Source organism: Rahnella sp. AA (assembly GCF_002834385.1).
In the GTDB taxonomy this organism is placed as follows: domain Bacteria; phylum Pseudomonadota; class Gammaproteobacteria; order Enterobacterales; family Enterobacteriaceae; genus Rahnella.
Window position 1 is genome coordinate 274,796 of the sequence record NZ_PITQ01000006.1, and the last position, 26,767, is coordinate 301,562.

The 26,767-nt window shown below is 50.4% G+C and carries 20 protein-coding genes; 15 read left to right on the forward strand and 5 right to left on the reverse strand.

Going from position 1 to position 26,767, the window contains the following annotated elements:
* Positions 1–81 precede the first annotated feature (81 nt).
* Positions 82–1,536: an NAD-dependent succinate-semialdehyde dehydrogenase gene (locus CWS43_RS16375; protein WP_101078098.1), complete on the reverse strand. Its 1,455-nt coding sequence runs from the start codon at positions 1,534–1,536 to the stop codon at positions 82–84.
* An 8-nt stretch (positions 1,537–1,544) separates the two neighbouring features.
* Entirely contained in the window at positions 1,545–2,813 is a 1,269-nt protein-coding gene (locus CWS43_RS16380; protein WP_101078100.1) for a 4-aminobutyrate--2-oxoglutarate transaminase, read from the reverse strand.
* A 147-nt stretch (positions 2,814–2,960) separates the two neighbouring features.
* Here CWS43_RS16380 and CWS43_RS16385 point away from each other — a divergent pair, with 147 nt between their 5' ends.
* The 11 genes from CWS43_RS16385 (at position 2,961) to CWS43_RS16445 (ending at position 19,326) form a co-directional block, all read left to right on the forward strand.
* A complete protein-coding gene (locus tag CWS43_RS16385) occupies positions 2,961–4,517 on the forward strand; it encodes a PLP-dependent aminotransferase family protein (RefSeq protein ID WP_232777020.1) in 1,557 nt (518 codons plus the stop codon).
* A 250-nt stretch (positions 4,518–4,767) separates the two neighbouring features.
* Positions 4,768–5,853, forward strand: coding sequence for an ABC transporter ATP-binding protein (locus CWS43_RS16390; protein WP_101078102.1), 1,086 nt, complete (start codon positions 4,768–4,770; stop codon positions 5,851–5,853).
* Between the two features lie 1,507 nt (positions 5,854–7,360).
* On the forward strand, positions 7,361–7,987 hold the full coding sequence (gene parA / locus CWS43_RS16400) for a ParA family partition ATPase (protein ID WP_014341720.1): 627 nt from the start codon (positions 7,361–7,363) through the stop codon (positions 7,985–7,987).
* Entirely contained in the window at positions 7,984–8,193 is a 210-nt protein-coding gene (locus CWS43_RS16405; protein ID WP_101078106.1) for a plasmid partition protein ParG, read from the forward strand. Before parA ends, CWS43_RS16405 begins: the two co-directional genes overlap by 4 nt.
* A 1,363-nt stretch (positions 8,194–9,556) precedes the next feature.
* Positions 9,557–10,543: a replication initiation protein gene (locus CWS43_RS16410; protein ID WP_101078108.1), complete on the forward strand. Its 987-nt coding sequence runs from the start codon at positions 9,557–9,559 to the stop codon at positions 10,541–10,543.
* Between the two features lie 824 nt (positions 10,544–11,367).
* Positions 11,368–13,338 (forward strand): alkyl/aryl-sulfatase, encoded by a 1,971-nt coding sequence (locus CWS43_RS16420; protein WP_101078112.1) that lies wholly within the window; start codon positions 11,368–11,370, stop codon positions 13,336–13,338.
* 429 nt (positions 13,339–13,767) lie between these two features.
* Positions 13,768–15,387: an ABC transporter substrate-binding protein gene (locus CWS43_RS16425; protein ID WP_232777031.1), complete on the forward strand. Its 1,620-nt coding sequence runs from the start codon at positions 13,768–13,770 to the stop codon at positions 15,385–15,387.
* Between the two features lie 51 nt (positions 15,388–15,438).
* Positions 15,439–16,398 (forward strand): ABC transporter permease, encoded by a 960-nt coding sequence (locus CWS43_RS16430; protein WP_101078238.1) that lies wholly within the window; start codon positions 15,439–15,441, stop codon positions 16,396–16,398.
* Positions 16,398–17,345, forward strand: coding sequence for an oligopeptide ABC transporter permease (opp4C, locus tag CWS43_RS16435; RefSeq protein ID WP_198555851.1), 948 nt, complete (start codon positions 16,398–16,400; stop codon positions 17,343–17,345). Before CWS43_RS16430 ends, opp4C begins: the two co-directional genes overlap by 1 nt.
* The gene (locus CWS43_RS16440; RefSeq protein ID WP_101078116.1) at positions 17,342–18,346 is read left to right on the forward strand and encodes an ABC transporter ATP-binding protein; all 1,005 of its coding nucleotides are present in this window, start codon (positions 17,342–17,344) and stop codon (positions 18,344–18,346) included. Before opp4C ends, CWS43_RS16440 begins: the two co-directional genes overlap by 4 nt.
* 14 nt (positions 18,347–18,360) lie before the next feature.
* Complete coding sequence (locus tag CWS43_RS16445; protein ID WP_101078239.1) at positions 18,361–19,326, forward strand: ABC transporter ATP-binding protein; 966 nt, start codon at positions 18,361–18,363, stop codon at positions 19,324–19,326.
* Positions 19,327–19,354: 28 nt separating this feature from the next.
* On the opposite strand, the gene CWS43_RS16450 is transcribed toward CWS43_RS16445, so the two are convergent.
* Positions 19,355–20,278, reverse strand: a complete 924-nt coding sequence (locus tag CWS43_RS16450; protein WP_101078117.1) for a LysR family transcriptional regulator — start codon at positions 20,276–20,278, stop codon at positions 19,355–19,357.
* A gap of 158 nt (positions 20,279–20,436) precedes the next feature.
* Here CWS43_RS16450 and CWS43_RS16455 point away from each other — a divergent pair, with 158 nt between their 5' ends.
* Entirely contained in the window at positions 20,437–21,309 is an 873-nt protein-coding gene (locus tag CWS43_RS16455) for a fumarylacetoacetate hydrolase family protein (RefSeq protein ID WP_101078119.1), read from the forward strand.
* Between the two features lie 5 nt (positions 21,310–21,314).
* On the opposite strand, the gene CWS43_RS16460 is transcribed toward CWS43_RS16455, so the two are convergent.
* Entirely contained in the window at positions 21,315–22,703 is a 1,389-nt protein-coding gene (locus tag CWS43_RS16460) for a PTS transporter subunit EIIC (RefSeq protein WP_101078121.1), read from the reverse strand.
* Positions 22,704–23,025: 322 nt separating this feature from the next.
* Here CWS43_RS16460 and CWS43_RS16465 point away from each other — a divergent pair, with 322 nt between their 5' ends.
* Positions 23,026–24,225 carry an enolase C-terminal domain-like protein gene (locus tag CWS43_RS16465; protein ID WP_101078123.1) on the forward strand — a complete coding sequence of 400 codons (1,200 nt, stop codon included), beginning with the start codon at positions 23,026–23,028 and terminating at the stop codon, positions 24,223–24,225.
* Here CWS43_RS16465 and CWS43_RS16470 read toward each other — a convergent pair.
* The gene (locus CWS43_RS16470; protein ID WP_101078125.1) at positions 24,222–24,932 is read right to left on the reverse strand and encodes a GntR family transcriptional regulator; all 711 of its coding nucleotides are present in this window, start codon (positions 24,930–24,932) and stop codon (positions 24,222–24,224) included. The two genes, CWS43_RS16465 and CWS43_RS16470, sit on opposite strands and share 4 nt — an antisense overlap.
* Before the next feature lie 207 nt (positions 24,933–25,139).
* Between CWS43_RS16470 and CWS43_RS16475 the strand changes: the two genes are divergently transcribed.
* Positions 25,140–25,391, forward strand: coding sequence for a helix-turn-helix domain-containing protein (locus tag CWS43_RS16475; protein WP_101078127.1), 252 nt, complete (start codon positions 25,140–25,142; stop codon positions 25,389–25,391).
* Between the two features lie 3 nt (positions 25,392–25,394).
* Positions 25,395–26,690: a type II toxin-antitoxin system HipA family toxin gene (locus CWS43_RS16480; RefSeq protein WP_101078129.1), complete on the forward strand. Its 1,296-nt coding sequence runs from the start codon at positions 25,395–25,397 to the stop codon at positions 26,688–26,690.
* Positions 26,691–26,767: the final 77 nt, after the last annotated feature.

The window sequence follows — 26,767 nt, forward strand, 5'->3', positions numbered from 1 at the left end:
ACCACTCAGTTTCTTTTTATTGTCGAACCTTGCACAGCTGACGTGCATTTCTGCACCCTATCGGGACGTTGTGCGTCAGGGTTATTCACCTAACTCGATGCACAGATATTTCATTTCCAGATAGTCGTCCATCCCGTGGCGTGACCCCTCACGCCCCAGACCGGACTGTTTAATACCACCAAATGGAGCAACTTCATTGGAAATCAGCCCGGTGTTAATCCCCACCATGCCATATTCCAGGGCTTCCGGAACCCGCCACTGACGTGCCGCGTCGCGGGTGAAAATGTACGCCGCCAGCCCGAATTCGGTATCATTAGCCATCGCCACGGCCTGCGCTTCATCGGTAAAACTGAAGACTGGCGCAACCGGCCCGAAGGTCTCTTCACGGGCGAATTTCATTGCTGATGTCACACCGCCGACCACCGTTGGCTGGTAAAACGTGCCGCCCAGCGCGTGTGGCTGACCGCCGGTGAGAATTGTTGCACCGTGCGATACCGCATCTTCGATATGCTCGCGGACTTTACCAACGGCGGCATCATCGATGAGCGGGCCCTGCGTGATGCCCGGTTGTGTCCCCTCACCCACTTTCAGTTTTTCCACTTCTTCGACCAGTCGTTTTACCAGCGCGGGATAAATCCCTTGCTGGACATAAATCCGGTTGGCGCAGACGCAGGTTTGCCCGCTATTGCGAAACTTTGACGCCATAATGCCTGCCACGGCGCGTTCGAGATTGGCGTCATCGAAAACGATAAATGGTGCGTTCCCCCCCAGTTCCAGAGAAAGTTTTTTCACCGTCGGCGCACTTTGCGCCATCAGGATCCGTCCGACTTCTGTGGAGCCCGTGAAGCTGAGTTTGCGAACCACCGGGCTGTCGCACAGAACTTTGCCCACTTCCTGCGCGGACCCTGTGATCACCTGCAGTACGCCAGCCGGAATACCTGCTTCCACGGCAAGTTGCCCCAGCGCTAAGGCGCTGAGTGGCGTTTGTTCTGCGGGTTTCACGATCATCGTACAACCGGCTGCCAGCGCTGGCGCTGCCTTGCGGGTGATCATCGCTGCCGGGAAGTTCCACGGCGTGATGGCTGCACAGACACCAATCGGCTGTTTCAGCACCAGCATGCGTTGTGATGCCTGAACCGGCGCGAGCACGCTGCCTTCTACGCGTTTGGCTTCTTCGGCAAACCATTCAATAAAGGAAGCCGCATAAACGATTTCCCCCCGCGCTTCGGCCAGTGATTTACCCTGTTCCGCGGTGAGCAACAACGCCAGGTCATCTGCATGTGCCACCATCAGTTGCGCCCATTTCTGCATCAGGGCGGCACGTTGTTTGCCGGTTTTTTCCCGCCATTCAATCTGCGCCTGTTCGGCGAAGACAATAGCCTGCGCCGTCTGTTTGGTTGTTATCTGCGGAACACTGCCGATCGCCACTCCCGTTGCGGGGTTGACTACATCGTCGCGTTCACCGTTTTCGCTGTCGACCCATTCGCCGTTAATCAGGCATTGCTGGCGTAATAAGCTTTGATGTTTGAGTTGCATAGATTGCCTCAGTCAGCCAGAACGCCGGATAGAATCGCCAGTGCGTCTTTGAACTGAGCGTCAGGAATGGTTAGCGGATACAGGAAACGGATCACGTTGCCGTGAACGCCGCAGCTCAGCATCAGCAATCCGGCATCCAGCGCTTTACGCAGATACAGTTTGGTCAGTTCTGCGGAAGGTTTACCAGTGGCAGGATCATTAAATTCAGCCGCAACCATTGAACCGCGAGCGCGAATATCGGCCAGAGCCGGACATGTCGCTTTCGCTTTTTCCAGTGTCTCGACCAGTTCCGCACCCAGGCGGCTGGCGCGGTCACACAACTTTTCTTCGTCAATGATGTCCAGCACGGCCAGCGCAGATGCAACAGCCAGCGGGTTGCCTGCGTAGGTGCCACCGAGGCCACCCGGTTCCGGTGCATCCATGAGTTCAGCACGTCCGGTCACGCCGGAAATCGGAATACCGCCGCCCAGACTTTTGGCCATGGTCACAATGTCCGGCTTGGCATCAGCGTAATAGTCTGATGCGAACATTTTACCGGTGCGGGCAAAACCGCTCTGCACTTCATCAGCAATCAGCACGATGCCGTGGCGGTCGCAGATTTCACGCAGGCCTTTAACGAAAGCTTCCGGCGCGATGTTGAATCCACCCTCGCCCTGCACCGGTTCATACAAAATCGCCGCAACCTGCTGCGGGCTGATATCACTGCGGAAAATACGTTCGATGCTGTCCAGCGCCATTTCGGTGCTGACGCCGTGCAGCGCATTGGGATACTGCGCGTGGAACACCGATGCCGGGAACGGGCCGAAACCGACTTTATAAGGAACCACTTTCCCCGTCAGCGCCATGGTGAGTAACGTACGCCCGTGAAATGCGCCGGAGAAAGTCAGAATACCGGGACGCCCGGTTGCCGCGCGGGCAATTTTCACCGCGTTTTCGACGGCTTCGGCTCCGGTACTGAAGAATGTGGTTTTCGCTTTTCCTGCGACAGGTGAAATAGCGTTGATACGTTCGGCCAGCTCTACAAAGCTGGCATAAGGCACAATCTGGTAGGAAGTGTGCGTGAACAGATCGAGTTGCTTACGGATTGCCTCGACGATTTTAGGGTGACGGTGCCCGGTATTGAGCACAGCAATTCCGGCAGTAAAGTCGATGTATTCCCGTCCCTGTTCATCCCACAACGTAGCGTTTTCCGCTTTCGCTGCATAGAAATCACACATGACGCCGACACCACGCGGTGTCGCTTCTTTACGGCGTTTTTCCAGTTCACTGTGACTCATCTTTCGCTCCTGCCTGAAGGTTGAAATTTTTATAGATTGCCGGTTGCGAGGTGAACAATTTGTCGAATTAGCAATCCGTTCTTGTTTTTTATCCCGTCAGCGGCTCTATAATCCAGAACCAGTTTTAATTATTTTGAGGTACCACTTTTGCGTTCACTCCTTTCTGACCTCATTTTGCAACGTCTTACCGGGCTTTCAGAGGATGTTGCCGGTACGCTAAATAAGCGGGTTTATCTGGCATTACAACAGGCTATCTTCGATGGCAGCATCAGCCCCGGCAGCCGCCTGCCCGCTTCCCGTGATCTGGCAAAAGAACTGGATATCTCACGAAATACGGTGCTGGCCGCTTATGAGCAATTGCAGGCCGAGGGTTACATTCAGACCCGCACGGGAAGTGGTACCTTCGTCACCGCCGATTTGCCTAAGGATGGCGTTATCGCAGATAAAACCATGACGAATTGCCCGCCCGTTCGCAGCCACGTTGCTCTCTCCAAACGGGGTTCTCAACTGCTGACACGTACGGGTGTCGCTTCGCACCAGTGGGGGGCGTTCATGCCTGGCGTACCTGATGTCACCAAATTTCCACATGATATTTGGCGAAAACTGCAGAACCGCCTGAGTCGCAGATTGCATCCTGAATTTCTCACCTACTCTCGTCACGGCGGGTGCCCGCAGTTGCAACACGCGCTGGCGGATTATCTGCGCATTGCCCGCTCTGTGGACTGCACTGCAGATCAAATCCTGATCACCGCAGGGACACATCAGGCGCTGGATCTGCTGGCCAAAATGCTGTGTGACCCTGGCGACGTTGCATGGATTGAGGAGCCGAGTTACTGGGGCATCCGTAACGTGCTGACCATCAACGGTGTCGAGATTCAACCCATCGCCGTTGACGAAAATGGCATGGACCCGCCGGATAACCCGCCAGAAAACCGTGCACCTAAGCTGATATGCGTGACACCGTCACATCACTACCCGCTGGGGTCCGTGATGAGCCTTGCCCGACGTCAGAAAATACTCGCGATGGCGAGTCAGCAAGGTAGTTGGGTAGTGGAAGATGATTACGACAGCGAATTTCGTTATTCCGGTAATCCCATCCCCGCCCTTCAGGGTTTGAGCAGCGATGCACCCGTGATTTACATCGGGACATTCAGCAAAACATTGTATCCCGCTATGCGTATCAGCTACGTCGTGTTACCACGTCCGCTGGCATCTCGCCTTAAAATCGCCCATTCAGAACTTTATCGCGCCGGTAATGGATTGACCCAACTGACGCTGGCGGAATTTATTCGTGAAGGCCATTACGCAGCGCATATCCGCCGGATGCGTCTGCTGTACGGTAAACGACGCAACGCACTGACCCGATTGATTGAGCAGGAACTTGGGCAGGCGTTTTTGTGTGAAAACAGCAATGCAGGGCTGCACATGATTTTGTCACTGCCAGACTCGATTGATGATGTGGCATTGAGCGCAGAACTGGAGCAAAAGAAAGTTCTGACACGCCCACTTTCGGCGTATTACCTGCGTCCCGCCCCGCGGCGTGGGCTTTTGCTGGGCTACGGCTGTGTGCCGGAAGAAGAGATTGAAACAGCATTTGGGCATATCGTTGATTGTTTACGACGCAGATTGCAATCTTGTAGTGCACATGAGGCGCTGACTGAGTACACCGAAACGGAAGCTGATAACTTGCCTGATCCTGCGTAGCCCCCTTCCATATTGCTAGCAATAATCTGTGAACTTAAAAAAATAGCAATAGAATTCATAAGCCTGCGAGATTTCTCTCAGGCCATTTTTTTGTGGTTTTTTGCTAAAAAATGCTTGTTCGCGTTTCGGGTGGGTGGTAAAGATTTTTAGCAACGCCACACAAACAATCCTTTTGAGGATGTTTTATGCACGATTTGTGCCGGGTCGCGTCATTAGATATTCGATAATTTTTATCTGCGGAGTGCTTGTGATGAGAACGTATGTCAGCTTCAAAAATATCAAGAAAAGTTACGACGGCGATAAGCTGGTAGTTAAAAATCTTAATCTTGATGTGCATGAGGGTGAGTTTTTAACGCTGCTTGGCCCCTCTGGCTCTGGCAAAACGACCAGCCTGATGATGCTGGCAGGCTTTGAAACACCGACGCAGGGTGAAATTCTTTTACGCGATAAGCCACTTCATAATTTGCCACCGCATCAGCGGGATATCGGTATGGTGTTCCAAAATTACGCATTGTTCCCGCATATGACGGTTGCGGAGAATCTGGCTTTCCCGCTCACTATCCGCCGTCTGAACAAGACGGATATCAAAGAGAAAGTTGACCGCATTCTTGACATGGTGAAATTAAAACCGCTGGCCGACCGCTATCCGGCTCAAATGTCCGGCGGGCAACAGCAACGTGTCGCCCTCGCCCGCGCTCTGGTATTCGAACCCAAACTCGTGCTGATGGACGAACCGCTCGGCGCACTGGATAAGCAGTTACGTGAACACATGCAGATGGAAATCAAGCAATTACATCAGATGTTGGATCTGACGATTGTTTATGTGACTCATGACCAAAGCGAAGCGATGACCATGTCTGACCGCGTAGCGGTGTTTAACGACGGAGTTATCCAGCAGATGGACAGCCCAAGCGTGATTTACGAAAAACCGGATAATGCGTTTGTTGCACAGTTCATCGGAGAAAATAACAGCCTGCTCGCGACTAATGATGCTTCTGATGGTGATTACTATCGTGCTTCACTCGATGATGGCACCGGATTACGCGCAGTTAAAATTCGTCCAAGTTCGCCAGGTAAAAAGATTTTGCTGTCGATTCGCCCCGAGCGGATCAGCGTGAATAACCCGCAACCCGGGATGGAAAACGTTAAAGCTCGGATAAAGCAATTTATCTATCTTGGCGATCATGTAAGGATGATGACTGAGGTTGCCGGGCAAGATAATTTCATGGTGAAACTTTCTGCCGCACACATGAATCCGGATTGGAAAGCCGGATCAGAAGTTCTTCTTTCCTGGCTGCCTGAACATCTGCGTGCACTTGATGTTGTGACCCATTAATTCCGCCTTTCAAATCTCTGAATCTTCCAATCCTAAAATCCTGAGATTTTATAATCTTGGGATTTATTGTTTCTACATCTTGTCATCTTGTCATCTTGTCATCTTGTCATCTTGTCATCTTGTCATCTTGTCATCTTGTCATCTTGTCATCTTGTCATCTTGTCATCACAAGATAAATCCCAGCATCTTATAATCACAACATCCTTCAAGCCTGTATTTCATAATCATAAAATCACACCATCCTGAAATCCCACTATCCCAAAATTCATTATCAGTTGCGTTAATCCTGAGATTTTAGGATTCGGTAATCTTATGCTATCGATGAATCTCAGAATCCTTGAATCTTATAAGTCTGCACTCATCACCTCCATAATCATGGAATCTCTGAATCCCCGTGCATTATGAGAATCCCACAATCCTGTAATTTGTTATGGATATCCTGTAATCTCAAAATCCTATAGATAATCATGGAATCCTGAAATCCTCTGATGGTAGATTACAATCAATTCAACTTTCCGAATTTAACTAAATGATTTTCATGAAATGATTATGAAATCATAGAATCCCAACCCGGTATCATGTAATCCTGAGATTCCATTTAAATCCCAGGATTACATGATACACATAACAAGATAAGACCAGAGAGCACTCATCAACGTGTAATCTTATGCTCCTGTGATCCTCATTAAGACCATGGGATTATGTCATCCTGGAATCCTGTCGTACCAAACATACCGGCATGATCTTCTAATGATAACAAATGATTCAAAGATTACTTAATCCCATAATCCTGCTACCCATATCCAAAAACTTAAGGATTTTGTAATGTCAGGCATGCCAGAATCATTTAATCCTGTAATCATAAAATACAGAATTGGCATCACATACTTCAGAAATCCCAAGATGTATAAATCCCTGGATACAGGAATCATCAGATGGTGAGATGGTGAGATGATGAGATGGTGAGATGGTGAGATGGTGAGATGGTGAGATGGTGAGATGGTGAGATGGTGAGATGGTGAGATTTTCATGGCTACTGTTTTGAACGTCAACACCAGCCGAAACTTTTTGGCGCTCTCATTGGCATGATGCATCCCCGCGAAAATCCCAAGATTGCAGAATCATGAAATCACAAGATACCTAAATCCTCGTAGCTTCAAGTTGTACCATTATTCTCTGAGTTCGATACTTCAACCTTATCCGCCTGTAATCCTGATATCCCAAAACCCTGGGATGATGAGATTCAAAAATCACAACATCCTGAACATAATGCTACCGCCGCGCTCTTTAAACCGCTAATCATGTAATCCTGGAATTACAGGATAATATAATTCGGTAATCCTAAAATATTGAAATCATCAGATGTAGACTTTATAGTAGTGCTTCAATCCTGTGATTCATGGATTTTTAAATCCCAGAATCCTATGATTACATAAATATTGAATCCCAAAGTCCTATAATTCCGGGATTCAATAATCTTCATTTAGCGCTTCATCAAGAGGTTGTTATGGCAGCGAAAATTATTTCTTTCCTGAACGGGAAGGGCGGGGTAGGGAAAACCACGACTTCTATTAACATCGCAACCTGTCTTGCCAGGCAAGGTCATAAAGTGGTGATGGTCGATACCGATCCACAGGGAAGCATCAGTAACTGGTACGACGAAAGCAAATGCCAGTTCGACTTGGCGGAAGCCGCATCAGAAAAAGAAGTCTATACCGTACGCAAGCAGTTGAAAGAATATGACTACGTGGTCATCGACGGTGCAGCAGCAATCTCGGCAATTTCATCAGCAGCAGTGATGGTCAGTGATTTAGTACTGATCCCCGTGACACCGTCACCTTTAGATTTTGCAGCCTGCGGCGCTATACTTGCCGTTGTTGAGGCGCGTGAAAATTTACAACCTGTCATCGCGCGTTTTCTGATCACTAAGAAAGTCGCCTCCGCTAAGATGCTGGAAGTCCTGAAGGAATCAATTGCAGATACAGGCGTTCCGGCACTGCGCACAGGCACTACTCAGCGCCAGGTTTACATCCGTACCATGATGGATGGCGGTACAGTCTTCGATACAACGGACGGTAATGCGAAAGGCGAGATTGAAATTATGACCAAAGAAATTACGGAGTTGTTGAAATGAAAATGAAACTTGGCCAGCACAGACAACTGACTACAGCACTTGACGCTGTAGCAAAGCCGCCCGCTTCAGTGAAGAAGTTACAGACTAACATCGATGAAGAGTTGCATCGCCGCTTCAAAACCAGCTGCTTCCTGCAAGATCGCGAGATGAAAGATGTTCTGACAGAGTTGATCAATGCATGGCTTATCACTAACGAGCGTTCCTGATCGTTTCAACTGTCTGGATCGGGTCTTATAAGACCCGTTTCTGTTTCTAAAGCCTGCACAACCTTGTCCGGCTTAGTGTTACCAGTCCCCTTACGCAATAGCCTCTCCAGTCCCTATCAGGATCTCAAGATCAAATAGTGTTTTGTTTTATTTTTAAGTTTAGATCTTTCTCTTTAAGAGAGGTTTTTTCTGATATTAATCAGTAAAATACAACACATATTGTGGAGAGATTTCCTGTCCGGAGTGGAGATCCTTCCTGTTGGATGTGGATCCTTTTCATGATCAATGTAGAGCTTTTTCCTGTGGATAATTTCCTTACAGATCAGTCTGCTGGATACGTGGAGGTTTTTTCTGTGGACAGTTTGCAGTGACAGCCCATCTCAGGAACACCAGCTTAGATTTAAAGCTAACACATTGCCACAAAACATTTTTTTGATAAGTGGAGTCTTTTCCTGATCCCTAATTGCTTCTTAATGTGGAAACATTTCCTGTGACAGCGTCACGTTGTGTCACATAACGGGCAGAGGATCATTCTCACCACCATTACCCGCTTCAGAAACCTGTATTCAGGCAGCAGAAGAGGGCATATGTGGAAGATTTTCCTGATCCAATTTGTCGTTATGTGGAGGGATTTTCTGATCTGGTTAGCGTCATTTGAACGCTCACGGAAATACTAATACTTTAAAAACAGTTACTTATAAATACGGTGACATTGTCACTTGTTGATATGTGGAAGAATTATCTGATCTAGCGTGAATGATTTCACGGTAATGTCCGGTCAGGGAACGTATTACGACGTGAATACGTGGAAGCATTTCCTGATCCCGCCATTTACTATAGGTGGAAAGATTTCCTGAGATCGGAATTCATTCCTTATGTGGAGTTATTTCCTGATCACCGATCGTGCATTCCCAAATGTGGAGACTTTTTCTGCTCGAGGCTGCATGCATATGTGGAAGGTTTTCCTGTCGGTTCTGTTTCTGGTGGGGAATATGCGCTGATTGTGGAATGAGAAGGGGATCACAAATCCGCCTTCGTTCAATTAACGTACAATGCAGGGCGATATGTGGAGGAATTTTCTGATCAACAGGGGAGAACTGCGTGTATTCATGATATTTCGCGGCGGAGACCTTCAGTTCAATACGTGGAGTAATTTCCTGTAAAAAACGTGCAGATCCAGCATGTTAAAAAAAGGATCCCAAATGCTGTGGAAAATCATATGTGGAAGTTTTTCCTGATCGATGTTTTTTGATCTTTTACTAATGCCATGAAATTTAAAGAATAAATAAGCCTTGTTTTTACTTTACGTCAGTATTTTTTATGTGGAATAATTTACCTACTTTCCACTTATGGATCCTGCTACATGGAACTGAATAAACTCACCGTAGTTCAGGGGAACGATCTTCTTGAAGGCGCCTACAGCGTTACTCTGGATGAAATGCGCTTGCTTAACCTGGCGCTGGCACAAATTGATAGCAGGAAACCTCAGCCCGACACGCTTTATCGACTTTTCCCTCAGGATTACCAGCGGATCTACGGGGTAAACCCGACGAGCAGCCACCGCCAGCTGCGTGAAGCGGCAGAAAGCCTGATGAAAAAGCCGGTCACCATCTACAAACCGGATACGAAAACCGGCAAAGTTCGTACCGTACAGCTTTCGTGGTTTTCGCGACTGGAATACGTCAGCAGTGATGATCACAGCGCCGTTGTACTGAGATTCGGTCAGGACGTTGCGCCGTATCTTTATGAATTAAAAGAGTCTTTCACCAAACTTAATTTTGCCAATATCGCAAAACTGGATACCCCATTTTCCGTGCGCCTGTATGGCTGGTTAATCAAAGCCAAAAACCTCTACGGGCGACGCAGCGGCAAAGCCATTGAAGTGACCCTGGATCTCAACTGGATGCGCGAGAAGGCCGGTTTAGCGGGTAAATACGAGGATTACCGTGACTTCCGCCAGAAGTTGCTTGAGCCGACGATCAACCGGATCAACGCCAATACCGATATTTCCGTGGTCTGGGAGCCGGTGAAGCAGGGCAGAACCGTTGTTTCGATCAAGTTCGCGTATGTTGATGAGTCAGCGCCAGAGGCCAGCAAACCGCTGCGCCCGCGCTTGCCACGCCGTCCGCGCGCTGTGACTGGCTCTGCGCTGGAAGGTGAGTGGGCGCGCCGTTGTATCAATATCTTTGAGGAGTATCGTGAGAAATTAAGTGCTTACGACGTAGAAGAGAAGGCAACATTACCGGATCTGCGTAAACTCTCAGGCTGGTACAAGCTGATAGGCGAAAAGAATAAACAAAAAGAGATCCTCTCTGAGGTCAGTTCCCGCAGTAAAAAAACCGTAGCCTGAGAGTAAGGCCGGAAAGCATTCAGAAACGAACGGCGTATCTCATCGAGATACGCCGTTTTTCGTTGTGAGGGTCAGGATAATTTTGACGGCCATTTTCTCTAACTATCTGATTATTTTACCCTTTGTTGTTAGTGAGTACTTACTGGGTGTGATCAGGAAATCATTCCACATTACCCGTTTGGGTGGCTTTATCAGCGTACTGCCCAAAAGCTATAAGCCATCGTTTCAGAAATGGATCTCATGAGGCATAAAACCCAGAGCGAAAGCCTATCTCTAGCGTATAAGCAGGTTTTTAGTGTAAGTGAGCACTGACATGATCTGTCACGCAAACCCTTTAATTGCCAGTATGCACCATTTGCACCGCCATTTTATCGCCATTCAGGCCAGCGGGTTTAGCCTCTGACCAGCGTGCGCCCGTTGAGAAGTATAGTTTTCAGGGCGAAGATCAGTGTCCGGATTTAAATCCGGAACCTACGTACCGCCTGGGTGGGAGTGGGTTTTTGGCTGCGTTGAATCTGGAAGTGCTTCTGTCAGATGTGAGTTATGAGGCGGCGGAAAGCTGATAATTAGGAAATTGAATTTAAATCTTTATTTTTGTGAAATTGAAAATATTATTCCCTGTGATGACTTATTATAAAAGTATTTATATCCAATAGGTTGTGTGATTTTTATGTTAAAACATTGCGTAATGTAACATCCTGATTATTCTTAAAACGAGTCATGAAGACGTTAATTCGCAATCGTTATACCTCGTGCGAGGCATATCGTGTGCAGATTAATGAATAAGCCTCATATGGGGCATGATTACTTTTTGAGGATAAGGAATGAAACTTAAATTGATAGTCAAAAGCCTTGCTCTGGCAGGGTTACTTTCATCAACACCGCTTTTTGCGCAGGAAGCACCGAAAGATGCGACGACAGCGACGAAGCAAGCTAATGATGCACTTTATAGTCAGCTTCCTTTCTCCGACAACACCGATTTTACCAATGCCCACAAAGGTTTTATTGCCGCTATACCGGCAGATGTGATCAAAGGCTCTCAGGGAAATGTTGTCTGGGATCCTCAAAAATATGCTTTCATAAAAGAAGGCGACAAGGCTCCTGACAGTGTTAACCCAAGTCTTTGGCGACAATCCCAGTTAATCAATATCAGCGGCCTGTTCGAGGTGACTGATGGGGTTTATCAGATCCGTAATCTCGATCTTTCGAATATGACCATTATCGAAGGTAAAGAAGGCATTACAGTTGTAGATCCCTTAGTCTCGGCAGAAACCGCGAAAGTGGGCATGGACTTGTACTATAAAAATCGGGGTAAGAAACCTGTTGTCGCGGTCATTTATACACACAGTCATGTTGACCATTACGGCGGTGTACGTGGTGTGGTCGATGAAGCTGATGTGAAATCCGGTAAGGTAAAAATTTATGCGCCTGCTGGATTCATGGATGAAGCGGTATCTGAGAATATTATGGCGGGTAATGTCATGAGCCGCCGTGCTAGTTACATGTATGGGAACCTGCTGAAACCGGATGCGAAAGGCCAGGTTGGCGCAGGGCTGGGTACCACCACATCAGCAGGGACGGTCACGTTAATTGCTCCAACTAACTACATCACTAAAACAGGGCAGAAAGAAACGATTGATGGTCTGACCTACGATTTCATGATGGCACCAGGTTCCGAAGCCCCTTCTGAAATGTTGTGGTACGTAGAAGAGAAAAAAATGATTGAAGCAGCAGAGGATATTACTCACACGCTGCATAACACTTATTCACTACGTGGCGCAAAAATTCGTGACCCGCTGGCCTGGTCAAAATACATTAACGATGCAATTAACCGCTGGGGTGATAAAGCAGAGATCATCATGGCACAGCACCACTGGCCGACCTGGGGTAAAGAGAATGTTGTTAACCTGATGAAAAGTCAGCGCGATATGTATCGCTATATCAACGATCAGACACTCCGGCTGGCAAATACCGGCCTGACTCGTGATGAAATTGCGGCAAACTTTAAACTACCGGACGGTCTGGCTAAAACATGGGCAAGCCGGGGTTATTACGGTTCGGTGAGCCATGATGTTAAAGCAACTTACGTTCTTTATCTCGGCTGGTTTGACGGCAACCCTGCAACACTGGATGAACTGCCACCGGAGGAAGCGGCGAAGAAATTTGTCGATTATATGGGCGGCGCGGATAACATTCTGAAAAAAGCTAAAGAGGACTTCGATAAGGGGAACTACCGGTGGGTTGCACAGGTGGTGAGTAAAGTTGTCTTTGCCGATCCGAAAAATGAAGCAGCACGCAATCTCGAAGCAGACGCATTGGAACAGTTGGGGTATCAGGCCGAATCAGGGCCATGGCGTAATTTCTATCTTACTGGCGCGCAGGAATTACGTAACGGTGTACAGAAACTGCCAACACCAAATACGGCAAGTCCGGATACGGTAAAAGCGATGTCACCGGAAATGTTCTTTGACTACCTCGGCGTTCATATCAATGGCGAGAAAGCAGCGAATGCGAAAGCAGTATTCAACGTCGATTTGGGCAGTGATGGCGGCAAGTACAAGCTGGAACTGGAAAACGGCGTGTTGAACCATACCGCTGATGCAGAGGCGAAAAACGCCGATGCCACCATTGTTTTGAATCGCGACACCCTCAACAAAATCATCCTTAAGGAAGAAACCCTGAAACAAGCTGAAGATAAAGGCGATGTGAAGGTTACCGGCAACGGCGCGAAGCTAGATGAAATGTTGGGTTACATGGATAAATTTGAGTTCTGGTTCAATATCGTTACACCATAAGTAAAATCCCCTTGCGGTACTTTCGCTGCAGGGGAATTTATTCCACTGTGCCTTATCAATGATTACAGGCCTTTATTGTCAGGTCAGACTAAAGGTTATCCACCGCCATTTTATCGCCACCATGAAAGCTAGAGGAAAACCCCAGTCATCTATAATTAACATTAACTATATGAATTAATAGGATTAGTTTTTATTTCTTTTTACTTTTATTTCTCTTTTGGAAATATAAATTAGCTATAAGCCATATTTTTTCGTTGTTAGACAATGACAAACCCCAACCTTACTCTTCGTCATGATTTGCAAACCTTTTGCACACTTATTGATGAGGGATGTCACTTGGCTACGTTACTCACTTCTGCTCCCGCGCAATCCGTCTCCCGCGCGCGCCGTACCGCTTCTTTTAAAATCGCATTGCTGGCCAGCGCCGTGATGTTTTCTTCTTTATCCTTTGCGGACGATGTCCTCAAAGAAGGCATCACGCCTGCCACAGACGCCAGCCAGGTTCCTGCTGCCGCTAAACTGCGTACAGACACCGTGATCGCCGGGATCTCCGAACCGCAGGGGATTTTTAACCCTTACTTTTTCGTGAATGGCTGGGATGAAAACGTCACCAACGTGATCTTCGCCCGTCTGATTGACTGGGACAGTCAGGGCAAACTGGTGCCAGGTCTGGCAGAAAGCTGGACAGTCAGCCCGGATGGCAAAACGTACACCATCAAATTGCGTCCGAACCTGAAGTACAGCGACGGTTCTGCGCTGACGGCGGAAGATGTCGCGTTCACACTGACCGTGCTGTATGACCCGAAATATGATGGCGATACCGATATTACGCTGGCGCATATTGCCGGTGGTGATGAATACAAGCAGGGTAAAGCGGACAGCGTCAGTGGCCTGAAAGTCATCGACCCGCTGACGTTACAGGTGACGACGACTCAGGCAGGTGCGACCACACTACAAAAAATCGGCGGGCCGGTGCTGTCGAAAGCCTATTACGGCAAAGATTATCAGCGCGGAAATCTCGACACGCTGCGCACGCTGCACGGCAAACCGCTGGGTAACGGCCCGTACGTTTACGACAAATACATCCCGGGGCAGGAGATCCGTTTCCACGCCAACACTAATTATTACCGTGGTACACCGCCGACGCCTCGCTTCATCTACCGTGTCACTAATCCGTCGACCAATTTCCAGTTATTCCAGACCGGTGATACCGATTACGACGCCTTTACGTCGCGCCCGGATGATATCGAACAGCTGAAACTACTGGGTTTTGCGAACATCAACCTGTACGGATCCAGCGATTACAGCAAGATTGAGTTCAATCTTCATCGCCCGGTATTGCAGGACGTGAAAGTTCGCCAGGCGCTGATCTACGGTCTGGATCGCCAGAAACTGATCGACGTGGTGTATCAGGGTTACGGCACCGTGGCTATCGAGCCGATTGCGCCAATCTCCTGGGCGTATAACACGGATGGCGTGAATCCGTACAAATTCGATCCGGCGCAGGCGAATAAATTGCTGGATGAAGCGGGTTGGAAAACCGGCGCTGACGGCATTCGTGTGAAAGACGGCAAACGCCTGGAACTGACGCTGCTGGTCAGCAAAAAAGTGCTGAACGACGCGCTGATCCCGATTGCCAAAGAGGATTACCAGAAAATAGGTGTGCTGCTGAAACCGCAGGTCGTGGATTTCAACGCGCTGATGTCGCAACGTAAAGCGGGGAATTACGATCTGGCGTCATTCAGCACCAGCACGCTCAACGATCCGCACGACGGCGTCTGGGATTACTACAGCACCGAGGCCACGGAGCAGGGTTACAACAATCCGGAAGTGGATAAGCTGATCAACGAAGGTAATGCGACGCTCGACATCGAAAAACGTAAGCCGGTTTACCACGAACTGTACAAAGTTCTGGCGAACGATCCGCCGGTGATCCTGCTCGGCAACCGTAAGATTTTGTCGGCCAGCAGTGCCCGCGTGACCGGTTTCAAACCGGATATTTACAATGGCCTGACCGGCAGCCTGCCGGATGTCAAAATCGTCAAATAATCAGAAATCACGTTGCTGCCGGTCTTTACCGGCAGCTTCAATGAGAAAGTCATGAGAAATTTCATTCTGCGTCGTTTGCTTCAAACCATCCCGATGTTGTTCCTCGCTTCGCTGCTCATCTTTATGCTGTTTGCCAAAACGCCGGGCGATTTTATCGACGGCAATATCACCCTGACCGCACAGCGTGCCGCCGAACTCAAAGCGTTATACGGTCTCGATCAGCCGCTGCTTAGCCGCTATGTGCACTGGCTGGGGAACTTGCTCCAGGGCGATCTGGGTTTTTCACTGCAATATCAGATCCCGGTGAGTCAGTTGCTGAATCAGTACATCTGGAACTCCTTCCTGCTGGCGACCATCGCGATGGTGCTGTACTGGGGTATCGCGCTGGCGGTGGGCATTGTTTCTGCCATGAAACCCTATTCTCTGTTTGATCACGGCGTCAGCGTGGTGATTTTCGCGGCGATGTCATTCCCGACCTTCTTCCTCTGTCTCCTGCTGATCAAATGGTTTGCGGTCGATCTCCACTGGTTGCCCGTTGGGGGGATGACGAATACCGGCAGCGATGCCACTGGCTGGGCCTGGGTGATGCAGGTCGCGGCGCATCTGGTGTTACCGGTGATGGCGCTGGTGATGCTTCAGGCAGGCAGCCTGACGCGCTATTTTCGCGCCAGCATGCTGGACGTCGTACGCATGGATTTCATCCGCACCGCGCGTGCAAAGGGGCTGCGCGAGCGCACCGTTATCCTCAAACACGCATTGCGAAACGCACTGTTGCCGATTATCACGCTGTTAGGATTCGAGCTGCCGGGGCTGTTTTCCGGGGCGCTGATTACCGAAAAAGTTTTTAACTGGCCGGGCGCGGGGCACATTCATATTGATTCGCTGGCGGCGCGTGATTATCCGGTACTGATGGGATTCACGCTGTTTTTGGCGGTTCTGACCATTCTGGGCAACCTGATTGCCGATGTGCTTTATGCGTGGGCTGACCCGCGTATTCGTGTGAGGTCGTGATGTTTGGATCATTATTTTCCACCAACCGCCGGCTGCGCGAAGCGGAAATTCCGGCGATGGCGCAGGTGACACCGTCACCGTGGCAGCAGGCCTGGAAATCGCTACGGCAGAACCGGCTGGCGATGCTTTGCCTGATCTTGCTGCTGGTCATGGCGGTCTGGTGCGTAGCGGGCCCTTACTATTCGCCGTGGCGCGATGACGCCACCGATGCGCTGATGATTAATAAAGCGCCGAACGCGGAACACTGGCTGGGAACGGATTTTCTGGGACGCGATGTCTACACGCGCTTGCTTCTGGCCGGGCGCATTTCGCTGATTATCGGCCTGCTCACCATGCTGCTCTCCGTCACTCTCGGGTATCTGATGGGCGCAGTTTCTGGCTATCTGGGCGGAATTGCTGACAAAATCATCATGCGTTTCGCCGATCTGGTGATGACTATTCCGAGCCTGCCGCTGCTGATTGTGATGGGCGCGATGCTTTCGGAACTGGATTTCTCGCCGGATTCCCGCGTCTACATGGTGATTGTGATGCTCAGCTTGCTGGAGTGGCCGAAACTGGCGCGTCTGGTGCGCGGGCAAATTCTCTCACTGCGTGAACGTGATTTCATGCTGGCGACGCAGGTGCTTGGGTTGTCTGCACGCCGTCGCCTGTTCGGCCATCTGCTGCCCAATACGGTCCCCATTCTGGTGGTGATGGCGACGATGGCGGTGGCAAACGCCATTCTCAGTGAATCGGCGCTCAGCTATCTCGGCCTGGGTGTGGTGCCGCCGACGCCTTCATGGGGAAACATGATGGACGCGGCTAACAGCCTGATCGACTTCCAGCGCCGTCCGTGGTTATGGATGCCGCCGGGCGTGGCAATTTTTATCACCGTTATTGCGATTAATGTACTGGGCGATGGCCTGCGCGATGCGCTTGATCCTAAGATGAAACGGAGCAAAAAATGACTGAACCGTTGATCCGTTTTAACCAGCTTTCGCTGTCTTTCGCCAGCGATCAGGGGCGCGTGCGTGCGGTGCAGGATGTCTCGTTTGACGTACAGGCCGGGCAAACCGTGGGCATTGTGGGTGAGTCGGGCTGCGGGAAAAGCGTCACGGCGATGTCGCTGATGGGGTTATTGCCACCACAGGCGGCACGCATTGATGGCGGGGAAATCCTGTTTCAGGGGCGCGATTTACTGAAACTACGCCCGTCGCAGATGGCGGATTTACGTGGCAACCAGTTGGCGATGATTTTTCAGGAACCGATGACTGCGCTCAATCCGGTGCTGACCATTGGTGAACAGCTGGTTGAGCCGCTGATCCGCCATCTCGGGGAATCGCCAAAACCGGCCTGGAAAAAGGCGACGAAGATGATCACTGACGTCGGGCTGGCGCGCGCGGAAAGCCTGATGTCCAGTTATCCGCATCAGCTTTCTGGCGGTATGTTGCAGCGCATCATGATCGCGATGGCGCTGAGCTGTAAGCCGCAGTTGCTGATCGCCGATGAACCCACCACGGCGCTGGATGTCACCGTGCAGGCGCAGATCTTGCGGCTGTTACGCGATCAGGCGCGGCAAAATCACATGGCGCTGATGCTGATCACACATGATTTAGGCGTGATCGCGCAGATGGCGGATCACGTGGTGGTGATGTACGCAGGGAAAATCGTCGAACAGGGCGCGACGGCTGACGTGCTGCGCAATCCGCTGCATCCGTATACGCAGGGGCTGATCGCGTCGCGGCCTACGCCGGGCGAGCGCCGCAGGCGGTTGTATTCCATTCCTGGTCAGGTACCGGATCTGGCCGCGCTGCCGCCGTATTGTGCTTTTACCGATCGTTGTGAACGCGCCACAGAGCGTTGCCGTCAGGGGATCCCGTTGCTTGAAGGGCGGTCACGGCAGGCGGCATGTTTTTACAGCGGGCTGAGTCCGGCAAATGAAATGACGCAGAAGGAGTTGCAGCCATGAGTGCTGAAAATCTGATGAGTACCGACTACCTGATAGAAGTGGATGGCCTGAAGAAACACTTCCCAGTCCGCGACGGCGTATTCGGGCAGGAAACAGGCCAGCTTCGCGCGGTAGACGGCGTTAGTTTTAACATCCGCAAAGGTACGATTTTTGGTCTCGTGGGTGAATCCGGCAGCGGCAAAACTACCGTCGGGCGAACGCTTCTCGGCTTGTACGAGAAAACGGCGGGCAGCGTGAAGTTTCGCGGCGAAGACCTGCACCGCCTCAAGCCGAAACAGCTGAAAGCGCTGCGGCCTAAAATCCAGCTGGTCTTTCAGGATCCCTACAGTTCGCTGAATCCGCGTATTCGTATTGGTGACGCGATCGGCGAAGCGATGTTGGAACATAAACTCTGCTCACGCGCTGAACTGCACGACAAAGTGGTGGAAGTGATGAAAATCTGCGGCCTCTCGCCGCTGCATTACAACCGCTTTCCCCATGAGTTTTCCGGCGGACAGCGCCAGCGTATTGGCATAGCGCGGGCGCTGATCCTTCAGCCCGAATTCATTATTGCCGATGAACCGATCTCTGCGCTCGACGTCTCGATTCAGGCACAGATCATCAATTTGTTCTCGGATTTACGCGACGATCACGGCGTGACGTTTTTGTTTATCTCGCACGATCTGGGCGTGGTGGAACATTTGTGTGACGACGTGGCGGTGATGTATCTGGGGCAACTGGTGGAAGCTGCGAGCCGCGATGCGCTGTTCCACCAGCCTTTGCATCCGTACACGCAGGCGTTACTGGCAGCAGTACCGACGCTCGATCCTGACTGCGAGCCGGTAGCGATGGTCAGCGGTGAAATTCCGGATCCGTCAAAACCGCCATCCGGCTGTCGTTTTCACACCCGTTGCCCGCGCGCCACCGAACGTTGCCGCGCCGAAATTCCGTTACTGCGTGAAGTGGAAACCGGCCACCGCGTCGCCTGCCATTTTGTCTGATACCCGCCTTGTGCCGCCGGTGCTGGTTTTATTCGTCCGGCATCCGGCGGGCTTCGTTCTGCATTTTTTGCCCTACGCTTTGCGTCACTTCGATGACCTTCTGCGTCGCCGGGGAAAGAAACGCGCCTTCAAGCCACGTGATGCCGACACGGCGCTCCATGACAAGCTGATCGTTATCTATCCGGGTCAGGCGTGAAACAAATTCCTCTTCCGCCAGGATATTTTCTGAAATAAAACTCAGCAGGCCGCTTTTGGCGATGAGCCCGGGGACTGAGGCCAGTGAGCTGATTTCTACTTTAACCGCCGGTGGCGGGCAGTGGTTTTCATAGAATAGCTTATCCAGCCACTGGCGCATCGAAACGGTTTTGGCGGGCAAGATCCATCCGTAATGGCTGAGGTCGCGCAAGGATACCGGTTTGCCTGCCAGCGGATGGTCGCGTGATGCGGCAACGACGACACGGTCAGCGGTCACAGGCAACTGGACGACCGGGCTTTCATAGTGCACCAGTGGCCCGATGATGATATCGATCGCATGTCGTTCCAGGAGGTTAAACAGGACATCATTCATACCGATCTGAATTTCCAGCTTCATGTTCGGTACCTGAGATTGCAGCATTTTGCAGATTTCAGGCAGTAAGAATTGTGTCGCTGAACCCGAGACACCGACACGGACGATCCCACCCGCGCCGCTGCTTAACTCGTTCATGATTTCGCCAATTTCCAGATAGGAACTTTGCAGCGCCAGCCCTCGCTGATAAAGAATGCGGCCCGCCTCAGTCAGCTCCAGTCCACGACCTGCTCGTTTAAACAGTTTTATCCTGAGTTCTTTCTCCAAACGGGTAATAGATTTGGAAAGTGCAGGCTGAGTTATATTTAAATTTTGTGACGCAAGTCTCAAATTCATCATCTGCGCTGCCACCACAAAATAATCTAAGTCTCTGTTATTTAACATTGATTCCTGATATTCATTGATTTGATAATAAAATATAGTAGAAGGCATGAGAAGTAGGGTCAATAATCTCGCCAACTTTGCGGCGCAAGCGACATAACCGCGAAGGTAACACCAGCGAATTCACCTGTTTTAAGTAAAATAAGACTCTAAGTGCATCTATGAAAATTGTTAATTTCATCATCAGTAAAGAACAAACTAAAAGTTTCGGTCTCTTCCGGGCAGACGGCATCGTTGACGTTGGTCGCCATTCGGGATGCCGGGATATTAACGAATTCATGGCACACCATCAGTTGGAAGAATTGCACCGATACGCGCAGCTTCCTGCTGACCTGCAACTGAGCGAGATCGGCTTCCTTCCGGTGATCGACCGTCCGGGAAAAATCTTTGGCGTGGGCATGAACTACGCGGAAAAGCGCAAAGAGTTTAACGAAACGAGCGATGCGCCGACGTTGTTTGTCCGCTTTGCCGATTCGCAAGTCGGGCATAACGGTATTGTCCTCAAACCGGCGTCGACGAATGAATTCGATTATGAAGGTGAACTGGCGATTGTTATCGGGCGTACGGGGCGCAATATTTCCGCGGACAATGCGCTGAGTTATATCGCCGGTTACAGCTGCTATATGGATGGTTCGGTACGCGACTGGCAGCATAAATGGTACACCGCCGGTAAAAATTGGCCGTCGACCGGGGCTTTTGGCCCGTGGATGGTGACGCCGGATGAAGTGGGCGATCCGCAGAATCTGAGCATTAAAACCTGGCTCAATAACCGGCTGGTCCAGGATGACACTACCGCCAATATGGTTCACACCATTCCGCAAATCATCGCCTATATCAGCACGTTTACCCAGCTTTCGCCTGGCGATGTGATCATGACAGGCTCACCGGGTGGTGTCGGTAAAACCCGCGTTCCGCCGTTGTTCCTCCATGAAGATGACGTCATTGAAGTGGAAATCGAAAACATTGGTCGTCTGACCAACCGGATAGAAAATTCACCGCTGTCTGAAATAGTGCATTCAAAAACAGCGGCCTGATGATATCAGCGGGTTTGGTTCACCAGAGGCACCGGGAAATCGGTGCCTTTTCCTTTTACGACCATCAGATAGGTCAGCGTAAATGACAGCCCCAGCGATAACACCACGCCCATTACGATATAAATGAAGTACGGGCCAATGTAGGCGGGCAGGCTGAAAATGCTCGACAGAATATAGCCGTACAACCTCACACCGAAGAACGCGATAAACGCCGACGCCACAGAACTGCTGAGAGTAGTGGCGATAAATGCTTTCTTGTAACGTGTCAGCACACCAAACAACGCCGGTTCAGTGATCCCCAGCAGCCCGGAAATCGCCGCTGAGAGCACCACCGATTTCTGCTCGCGGGTTTTTACGTGGAAATAAATCGCGAAGGTCGAACCGGCAATCGCCATGTTGGCCATAAACATCATCGGCATCAGCATGTCCCAGCCCTGATCGGTGAAGTTCTGCAAAGCGATCGGCGTCATGGCGTGATGCATTCCGGTGAGGATCGCCACCGGGCGGATCGCGCCGACAATAAAGCCTGCAAACACCGATGACACTTCAAACAGCCCCTGAATACCCAGCGCCAGCAGTTTACCGAGGTAAATTCCGGCCGGGCCAATCACCGTCAGCGAAACCAGCGCCGCAATAAATAATGTCAGCGTTGGCGTGAAAACAGTTTTCAGCACGTCTGGCATGATTTTGTCCACCCAGCGGTGGATGTAGCTCAGCGCCAGCACTGAGAAAATCACCGGAATAACGCTGGCAGAATAGTTAAATACCGAAACCGGTAATATATCCATGAAATACAACGCCGTTGGCGCACCCGCAGTATGGCTGGCGAGCGCTTTTGCGGCATCAATCAGCGTCGGATACATCAGGCAGGCGGCGACTGCGGCGGCCAGATATTCGTTGGTTTTGAATATTCTGGCGGCAGAGACAGCGAGGAAGAACGGCAGAAAATAGAAAACGCCGCTGGCAATCAGATCGATGATCATCACGGTTTCACTTTTTGCTGAAATCACCTTGAGAGCGATTAAACCGGCCAGCAAACCTTTGATCATCCCTGCGCCCGCAATGGCCGGAACGATCGGGCCAAACACGCCGGACACCGTATCCATGAACATCGAGATCAAGCTTTTGCGCGCATTTGTGGAAACATTTCCTGTTGGCTTTGACGACGGATCCAGTTGCGAAACTATCGCTTCGTACCAGGTGTTCACCTTCGGGCCGACAATAATCTGCACCTGACCGCTCTGGCTTTGCGCACCTAAAACGCCGGGCAGATTTTTTATCTCATCCCACGCCACTTTATTTTCGTCGGCTAAATCAAAACGCAGACGGGTCATGCAATGCCAGACTTTATTAATATTTTCTGCACCGCCGACGCCGCTAATAACGGACTGCATTATTTCTATATTCACCCTGAACCCCGCGACGAAAATTGTATTTTTATTCTCAGATGGGAAGGGAGTGTAATGAGCGTGGTTTTCAAAAACAAACCAATAAAACAGGATCTTGGTCACATAATCCGTGTTTATAGCCTGATTAAGTGGGGTTGCTCGAGAATTGGTCTGGTTTTTACCGGTAATTAGCCGGTCTTTTAAACCAAAATAAATGCATAAAATTAAGGTTTACAGCCGGGCGTAAAATACGGTGAAATAACCGAAATACGAATATTCCCGCACTCTTTTCCTTAAAAGAGCTGAAGGTCATTATTAAGGATTTTCCATGAAACCTGTGCTGATTACACATATTGAATGCCAGATAACGCGGCCCGATCGCCATAATTTAGTGGTTGTCAGAATTGAAACTGATTGCGGTGTTTTCGGGCTCGGCTGCGCCACATTCCAGCAGCGTCCGCTGGCGGTGAAACTGATGGTTGATGAATACCTCAAACCTCTGCTGTTAGGCCGCGATGCAAATCACATCGAAGATATATGGCAGATGATGATGGTGAACGCGTACTGGCGTAACGGGCCGGTGATCAACAACGCCATCGCGGGCATCGATATGGCGCTGTGGGATATCAAAGGTAAGCTGGCGAATATGCCGCTGTATCATTTATTCGGCGGTAAATCGAAAGATGCGGTAACCGCGTACAGCCACGCGGCGGGGGAAACGCTGGAAGATCTTTACGGCGAAGTGGATCGTCTTCTGGCCGAAGGTTATCGCCACATCCGTTGCCAGCTGGGCTTTTACGGTGGCAACGCGCGCGATTTCCACACCACGCGCGAACCGGCGGCGGGTGCGTATTACGATCAGGATCGGTACATGGATAACACGCTCGCCATGTTTAAAGCGCTGCGTGAAAAGTACGGCAATCAGTTCCACATTCTGCATGACGTTCACGAGCGTCTGTTCCCGCAACAGGCAGTGCAGTTTGCCAAAGCGGTAGAACAATATCGCCCGTATTTTATTGAAGATATTTTGCCACCCGATCAAAACGAGTGGCTGGCGCAGATCCGCAGCCAGACCGCCGTGCCGCTGGCCACCGGCGAGCTTTTTAATAATCCGGCAGAATGGAAGGATCTGATCATCAACCGCAGGATCGACTTTATCCGTTGCCACGTTTCGCAAATCGGCGGTATCACGCCCGCGCTGAAACTGGCGCATTTTTGCCAGAGTTTTGGCGTGCGTCTGGCCTGGCATTGCCCGCCGGACATGACGCCGATCGGCGCGGCGGTGAATACGCACCTGAATATTCATCTGCACAATTCTGCAATTCAGGAATTTGTGGCTTATCCGTCTAATACGCAGCAGGTTTTCCCCGGCGCACAGACACCGGTGAACGGGTATTTTTATCCGTGTGAAGAAGCCGGGATCGGCGTGGATTTCAACAGCGAGGCGGCGAATGAATTTCCGGTGGTGTATCGTCCGCATGAATGGACGCAAAGCCGCCTGCCCGACGGCGTGATCCACACGCCTTAAGTCTGGCGAAACGCCAGATTATCCTGATTAAACGGGATAACGTAAGTGCATGAATAGTCGATATCGAGGATATCGCTGAACGCGTAAACGCGGCCGCCCTGCAAAATCCCTCTGTTGGTGATCTGCATGGCGGCGATGCCTTTCTTGCAGCCCAGCAACTGCGCCTGTTCTTTGCTGACGGTGACCGCCTGATAACGGGTGAGGGAATGCGAAATCGCGAAGCCTTTATTCAGAACGTATTGCTGAATGGAATGCTCGATCGTTTTCTGATTCAGATCCGCAAAACCTTCGGCGGGCATCCGCGAATACTCAATCTGTACGTTGCGCTGGCTGATGCGCCGCAGACGGGTAAACGCCCAGATAAAATCATCCGCGGTTAAATCGAAAACCTGCTGCTCTTCGCGGTCAGGCCGCCGTTTGTGCAACTCCAGCATTTTGAAACTGATGTCGGTGAATTTCTTCTCGGTAATCGAGTTGTATACCAGCGGATTGCTGCCGACGCCCGCATTGATATAAATCCCCGAGCCTTGCACGATGCGCACCGCGCCGATACTCACGAGTTTTTCCAGCGCCTTGCGCACGGTAAACCGTGACACACCATACTCTTCCGCCAGCTGGCGCTCCGGCGGCAACTTTTCCGGCAGAGATCCGCTGTGCTGATAAATCTTGCTCAGCAAATCCTGAGCGATAAATTCACTTTTTTTCATCGGCGTCTGGCTTATTTGAGACCGGGAGAACGGGAACGCATTGAAACATGTGACAGGCAGAAAGGGCAAATTACAGCCTGAAGGCTGTATTAGATTTTTACAGCTTATAGGGTGTAGAGGATATTTTAATATTATCCGCTTTAGAGGATAGAAATTGATTTATCCCTTACAGGGGATATACTGAAAATATCCGCCATGGAGGATAATATGAATATAACTTCAACAAAAATGTTGGCCAGTGCACTGCGGAATGAGCGTAAAAAGCGCAAACTGAGCCAGAGTAAAACCGCTGAGACAATGGGCCTGAAACAGTCCACGGTTTCTGAATTTGAAAATTACCCGGATGGAACCCGCTTGGAAACACTGTTTAAACTGCTCGCTGCGCTGGATTTAGAGCTGCAGATAGCACCAAGAAACAGTGATCCACAGGACAAGACGTCGTGGGATCAGGAGTGGTAATACATGGATAAGTTAACGCTCGCGTTAAATGGCATTACGGTGGGGACGTTAGAGAAAGCCAGTGGCGGTGAAATGTCATTTATGTATCACGAAAGCTGGCTGAACCGGGCGGGAGCTCGTGCTATTTCGTTATCGCTTCCGCTGCAAACTGCAAAGTTTCGTGGTGCCGTGGTATACAACTTTTTTGATAACCTTCTCCCCGATAATGAGCAAATCCGCAGCCGTATTCAGGCGCGTTTTGCCATTCCGACGAAGCAGCCTTTCGATTTGCTTTCCCGCATTGGGGGCGATTGTGTCGGTGCAGTTCAGTTGTATCCGGAGAACAGCCAAGTCACGCCGGTAACTGAAATTCATGCGCAACCGCTAAGCGATGAAGAAGTGGAACATCTTCTTCAGGGCTATAAAGAAGCCCCTTTGGGCATGGAAGCGGAAGTCGATGACTTTCGTATTTCGCTGGCCGGAGCTCAGGAAAAAACAGCCCTGTTATGGTATCGCGACCAGTGGCATCGTCCGCAGGGGAGCACGCCGACGAGCCATATTCTTAAACTTCCCATTGGCTATATAGCAAACAATGGAATCGATTTAAGCGAAAGTGTTGAAAATGAATGGTTGTGCCTGAAGATTGCGGAACAGTTTGGGCTCCCCGCCGCCCGTGCCGAAATTGCCCGTTTCGGTACGCAAAAAGTGTTAGTGGTTGAGCGCTTTGATCGCCGCTGGTCACAGGATGGTTCCTGGCTGATGCGGTTGCCGCAGGAAGATTTCTGTCAGGCGCTGGGCGTGGCTCCGGCGCTGAAATACGAGTCTGACGGTGGTCCGGGCATCGCGGCGGCAATGAAACTTCTGCTTGGCTCACAGCAGGTTTTACGTGATCGGGAACTGTTTTTTAAGAGTCAGATTCTGTTCTGGATGCTCGCTGCCATTGACGGTCATGCGAAGAACTTTAGCGTGTATATAGAACCCGGAAGCGCATACCGGATGACGCCACTGTATGATGTGATGTCTGCTTTCCCGCTTATGCATCCGCAAGGTATACCGGCGAAAAAAGCCAAAATGGCGATGGCTGTTCTGGGGAAAAACCGGCATTTTCACTGGGACAGGATCCTTCCCCGGCATTTTGGCACAACGGCGCAGCGGGTCGATTTTCCGCAAGAGAGTGTGGTCCGTATGATGGCGGAAATGAAAGAAAAAACTCCGCAGGTGATTAAGGACGTCGCGGCTTTATTGCCCGCCGGTTTTCCTGTAAAAATCAGCGAAGCAATATTCGCAGGATTAAAGAGTCAGGCATCAAGGCTTCCCTGAACACCCCATAAACATCCCCGAAACAAAAAAGCCCGCCAGTTCACACCGGCGGGCTTTGTTTTTCGACAAAATTAAAT

Excerpts from the sequence above, each read along its gene's own strand:
- CWS43_RS16375 (WP_101078098.1), bottom strand. The coding sequence starts at position 1,536 with ATGCAACTCAAACATCAAAGCTTATTACGCCAGCAATGCCTGATTAAC.
- CWS43_RS16420 (WP_101078112.1), top strand. The coding sequence starts at position 11,368 with ATGAAACTTAAATTGATAGTCAAAAGCCTTGCTCTGGCAGGGTTACTT.
- CWS43_RS16450 (WP_101078117.1), bottom strand. The coding sequence starts at position 20,278 with ATGTTAAATAACAGAGACTTAGATTATTTTGTGGTGGCAGCGCAGATG.
- CWS43_RS16460 (WP_101078121.1), bottom strand. The coding sequence starts at position 22,703 with ATGCAGTCCGTTATTAGCGGCGTCGGCGGTGCAGAAAATATTAATAAA.
- CWS43_RS16445 (WP_101078239.1), top strand. The coding sequence starts at position 18,361 with ATGAGTACCGACTACCTGATAGAAGTGGATGGCCTGAAGAAACACTTC.
- CWS43_RS16405 (WP_101078106.1), top strand. The coding sequence starts at position 7,984 with ATGAAAATGAAACTTGGCCAGCACAGACAACTGACTACAGCACTTGAC.
- CWS43_RS16440 (WP_101078116.1), top strand. The coding sequence starts at position 17,342 with ATGACTGAACCGTTGATCCGTTTTAACCAGCTTTCGCTGTCTTTCGCC.
- CWS43_RS16390 (WP_101078102.1), top strand. The coding sequence starts at position 4,768 with ATGAGAACGTATGTCAGCTTCAAAAATATCAAGAAAAGTTACGACGGC.
- CWS43_RS16480 (WP_101078129.1), top strand. The coding sequence starts at position 25,395 with ATGGATAAGTTAACGCTCGCGTTAAATGGCATTACGGTGGGGACGTTA.
- CWS43_RS16455 (WP_101078119.1), top strand. The coding sequence starts at position 20,437 with ATGAAAATTGTTAATTTCATCATCAGTAAAGAACAAACTAAAAGTTTC.
- CWS43_RS16430 (WP_101078238.1), top strand. The coding sequence starts at position 15,439 with ATGAGAAATTTCATTCTGCGTCGTTTGCTTCAAACCATCCCGATGTTG.
- CWS43_RS16465 (WP_101078123.1), top strand. The coding sequence starts at position 23,026 with ATGAAACCTGTGCTGATTACACATATTGAATGCCAGATAACGCGGCCC.
- CWS43_RS16410 (WP_101078108.1), top strand. The coding sequence starts at position 9,557 with ATGGAACTGAATAAACTCACCGTAGTTCAGGGGAACGATCTTCTTGAA.
- CWS43_RS16475 (WP_101078127.1), top strand. The coding sequence starts at position 25,140 with ATGAATATAACTTCAACAAAAATGTTGGCCAGTGCACTGCGGAATGAG.
- parA (WP_014341720.1), top strand. The coding sequence starts at position 7,361 with ATGGCAGCGAAAATTATTTCTTTCCTGAACGGGAAGGGCGGGGTAGGG.
- CWS43_RS16425 (WP_232777031.1), top strand. The coding sequence starts at position 13,768 with ATGTTTTCTTCTTTATCCTTTGCGGACGATGTCCTCAAAGAAGGCATC.
- CWS43_RS16470 (WP_101078125.1), bottom strand. The coding sequence starts at position 24,932 with ATGAAAAAAAGTGAATTTATCGCTCAGGATTTGCTGAGCAAGATTTAT.
- CWS43_RS16380 (WP_101078100.1), bottom strand. The coding sequence starts at position 2,813 with ATGAGTCACAGTGAACTGGAAAAACGCCGTAAAGAAGCGACACCGCGT.
- opp4C (WP_198555851.1), top strand. The coding sequence starts at position 16,398 with ATGTTTGGATCATTATTTTCCACCAACCGCCGGCTGCGCGAAGCGGAA.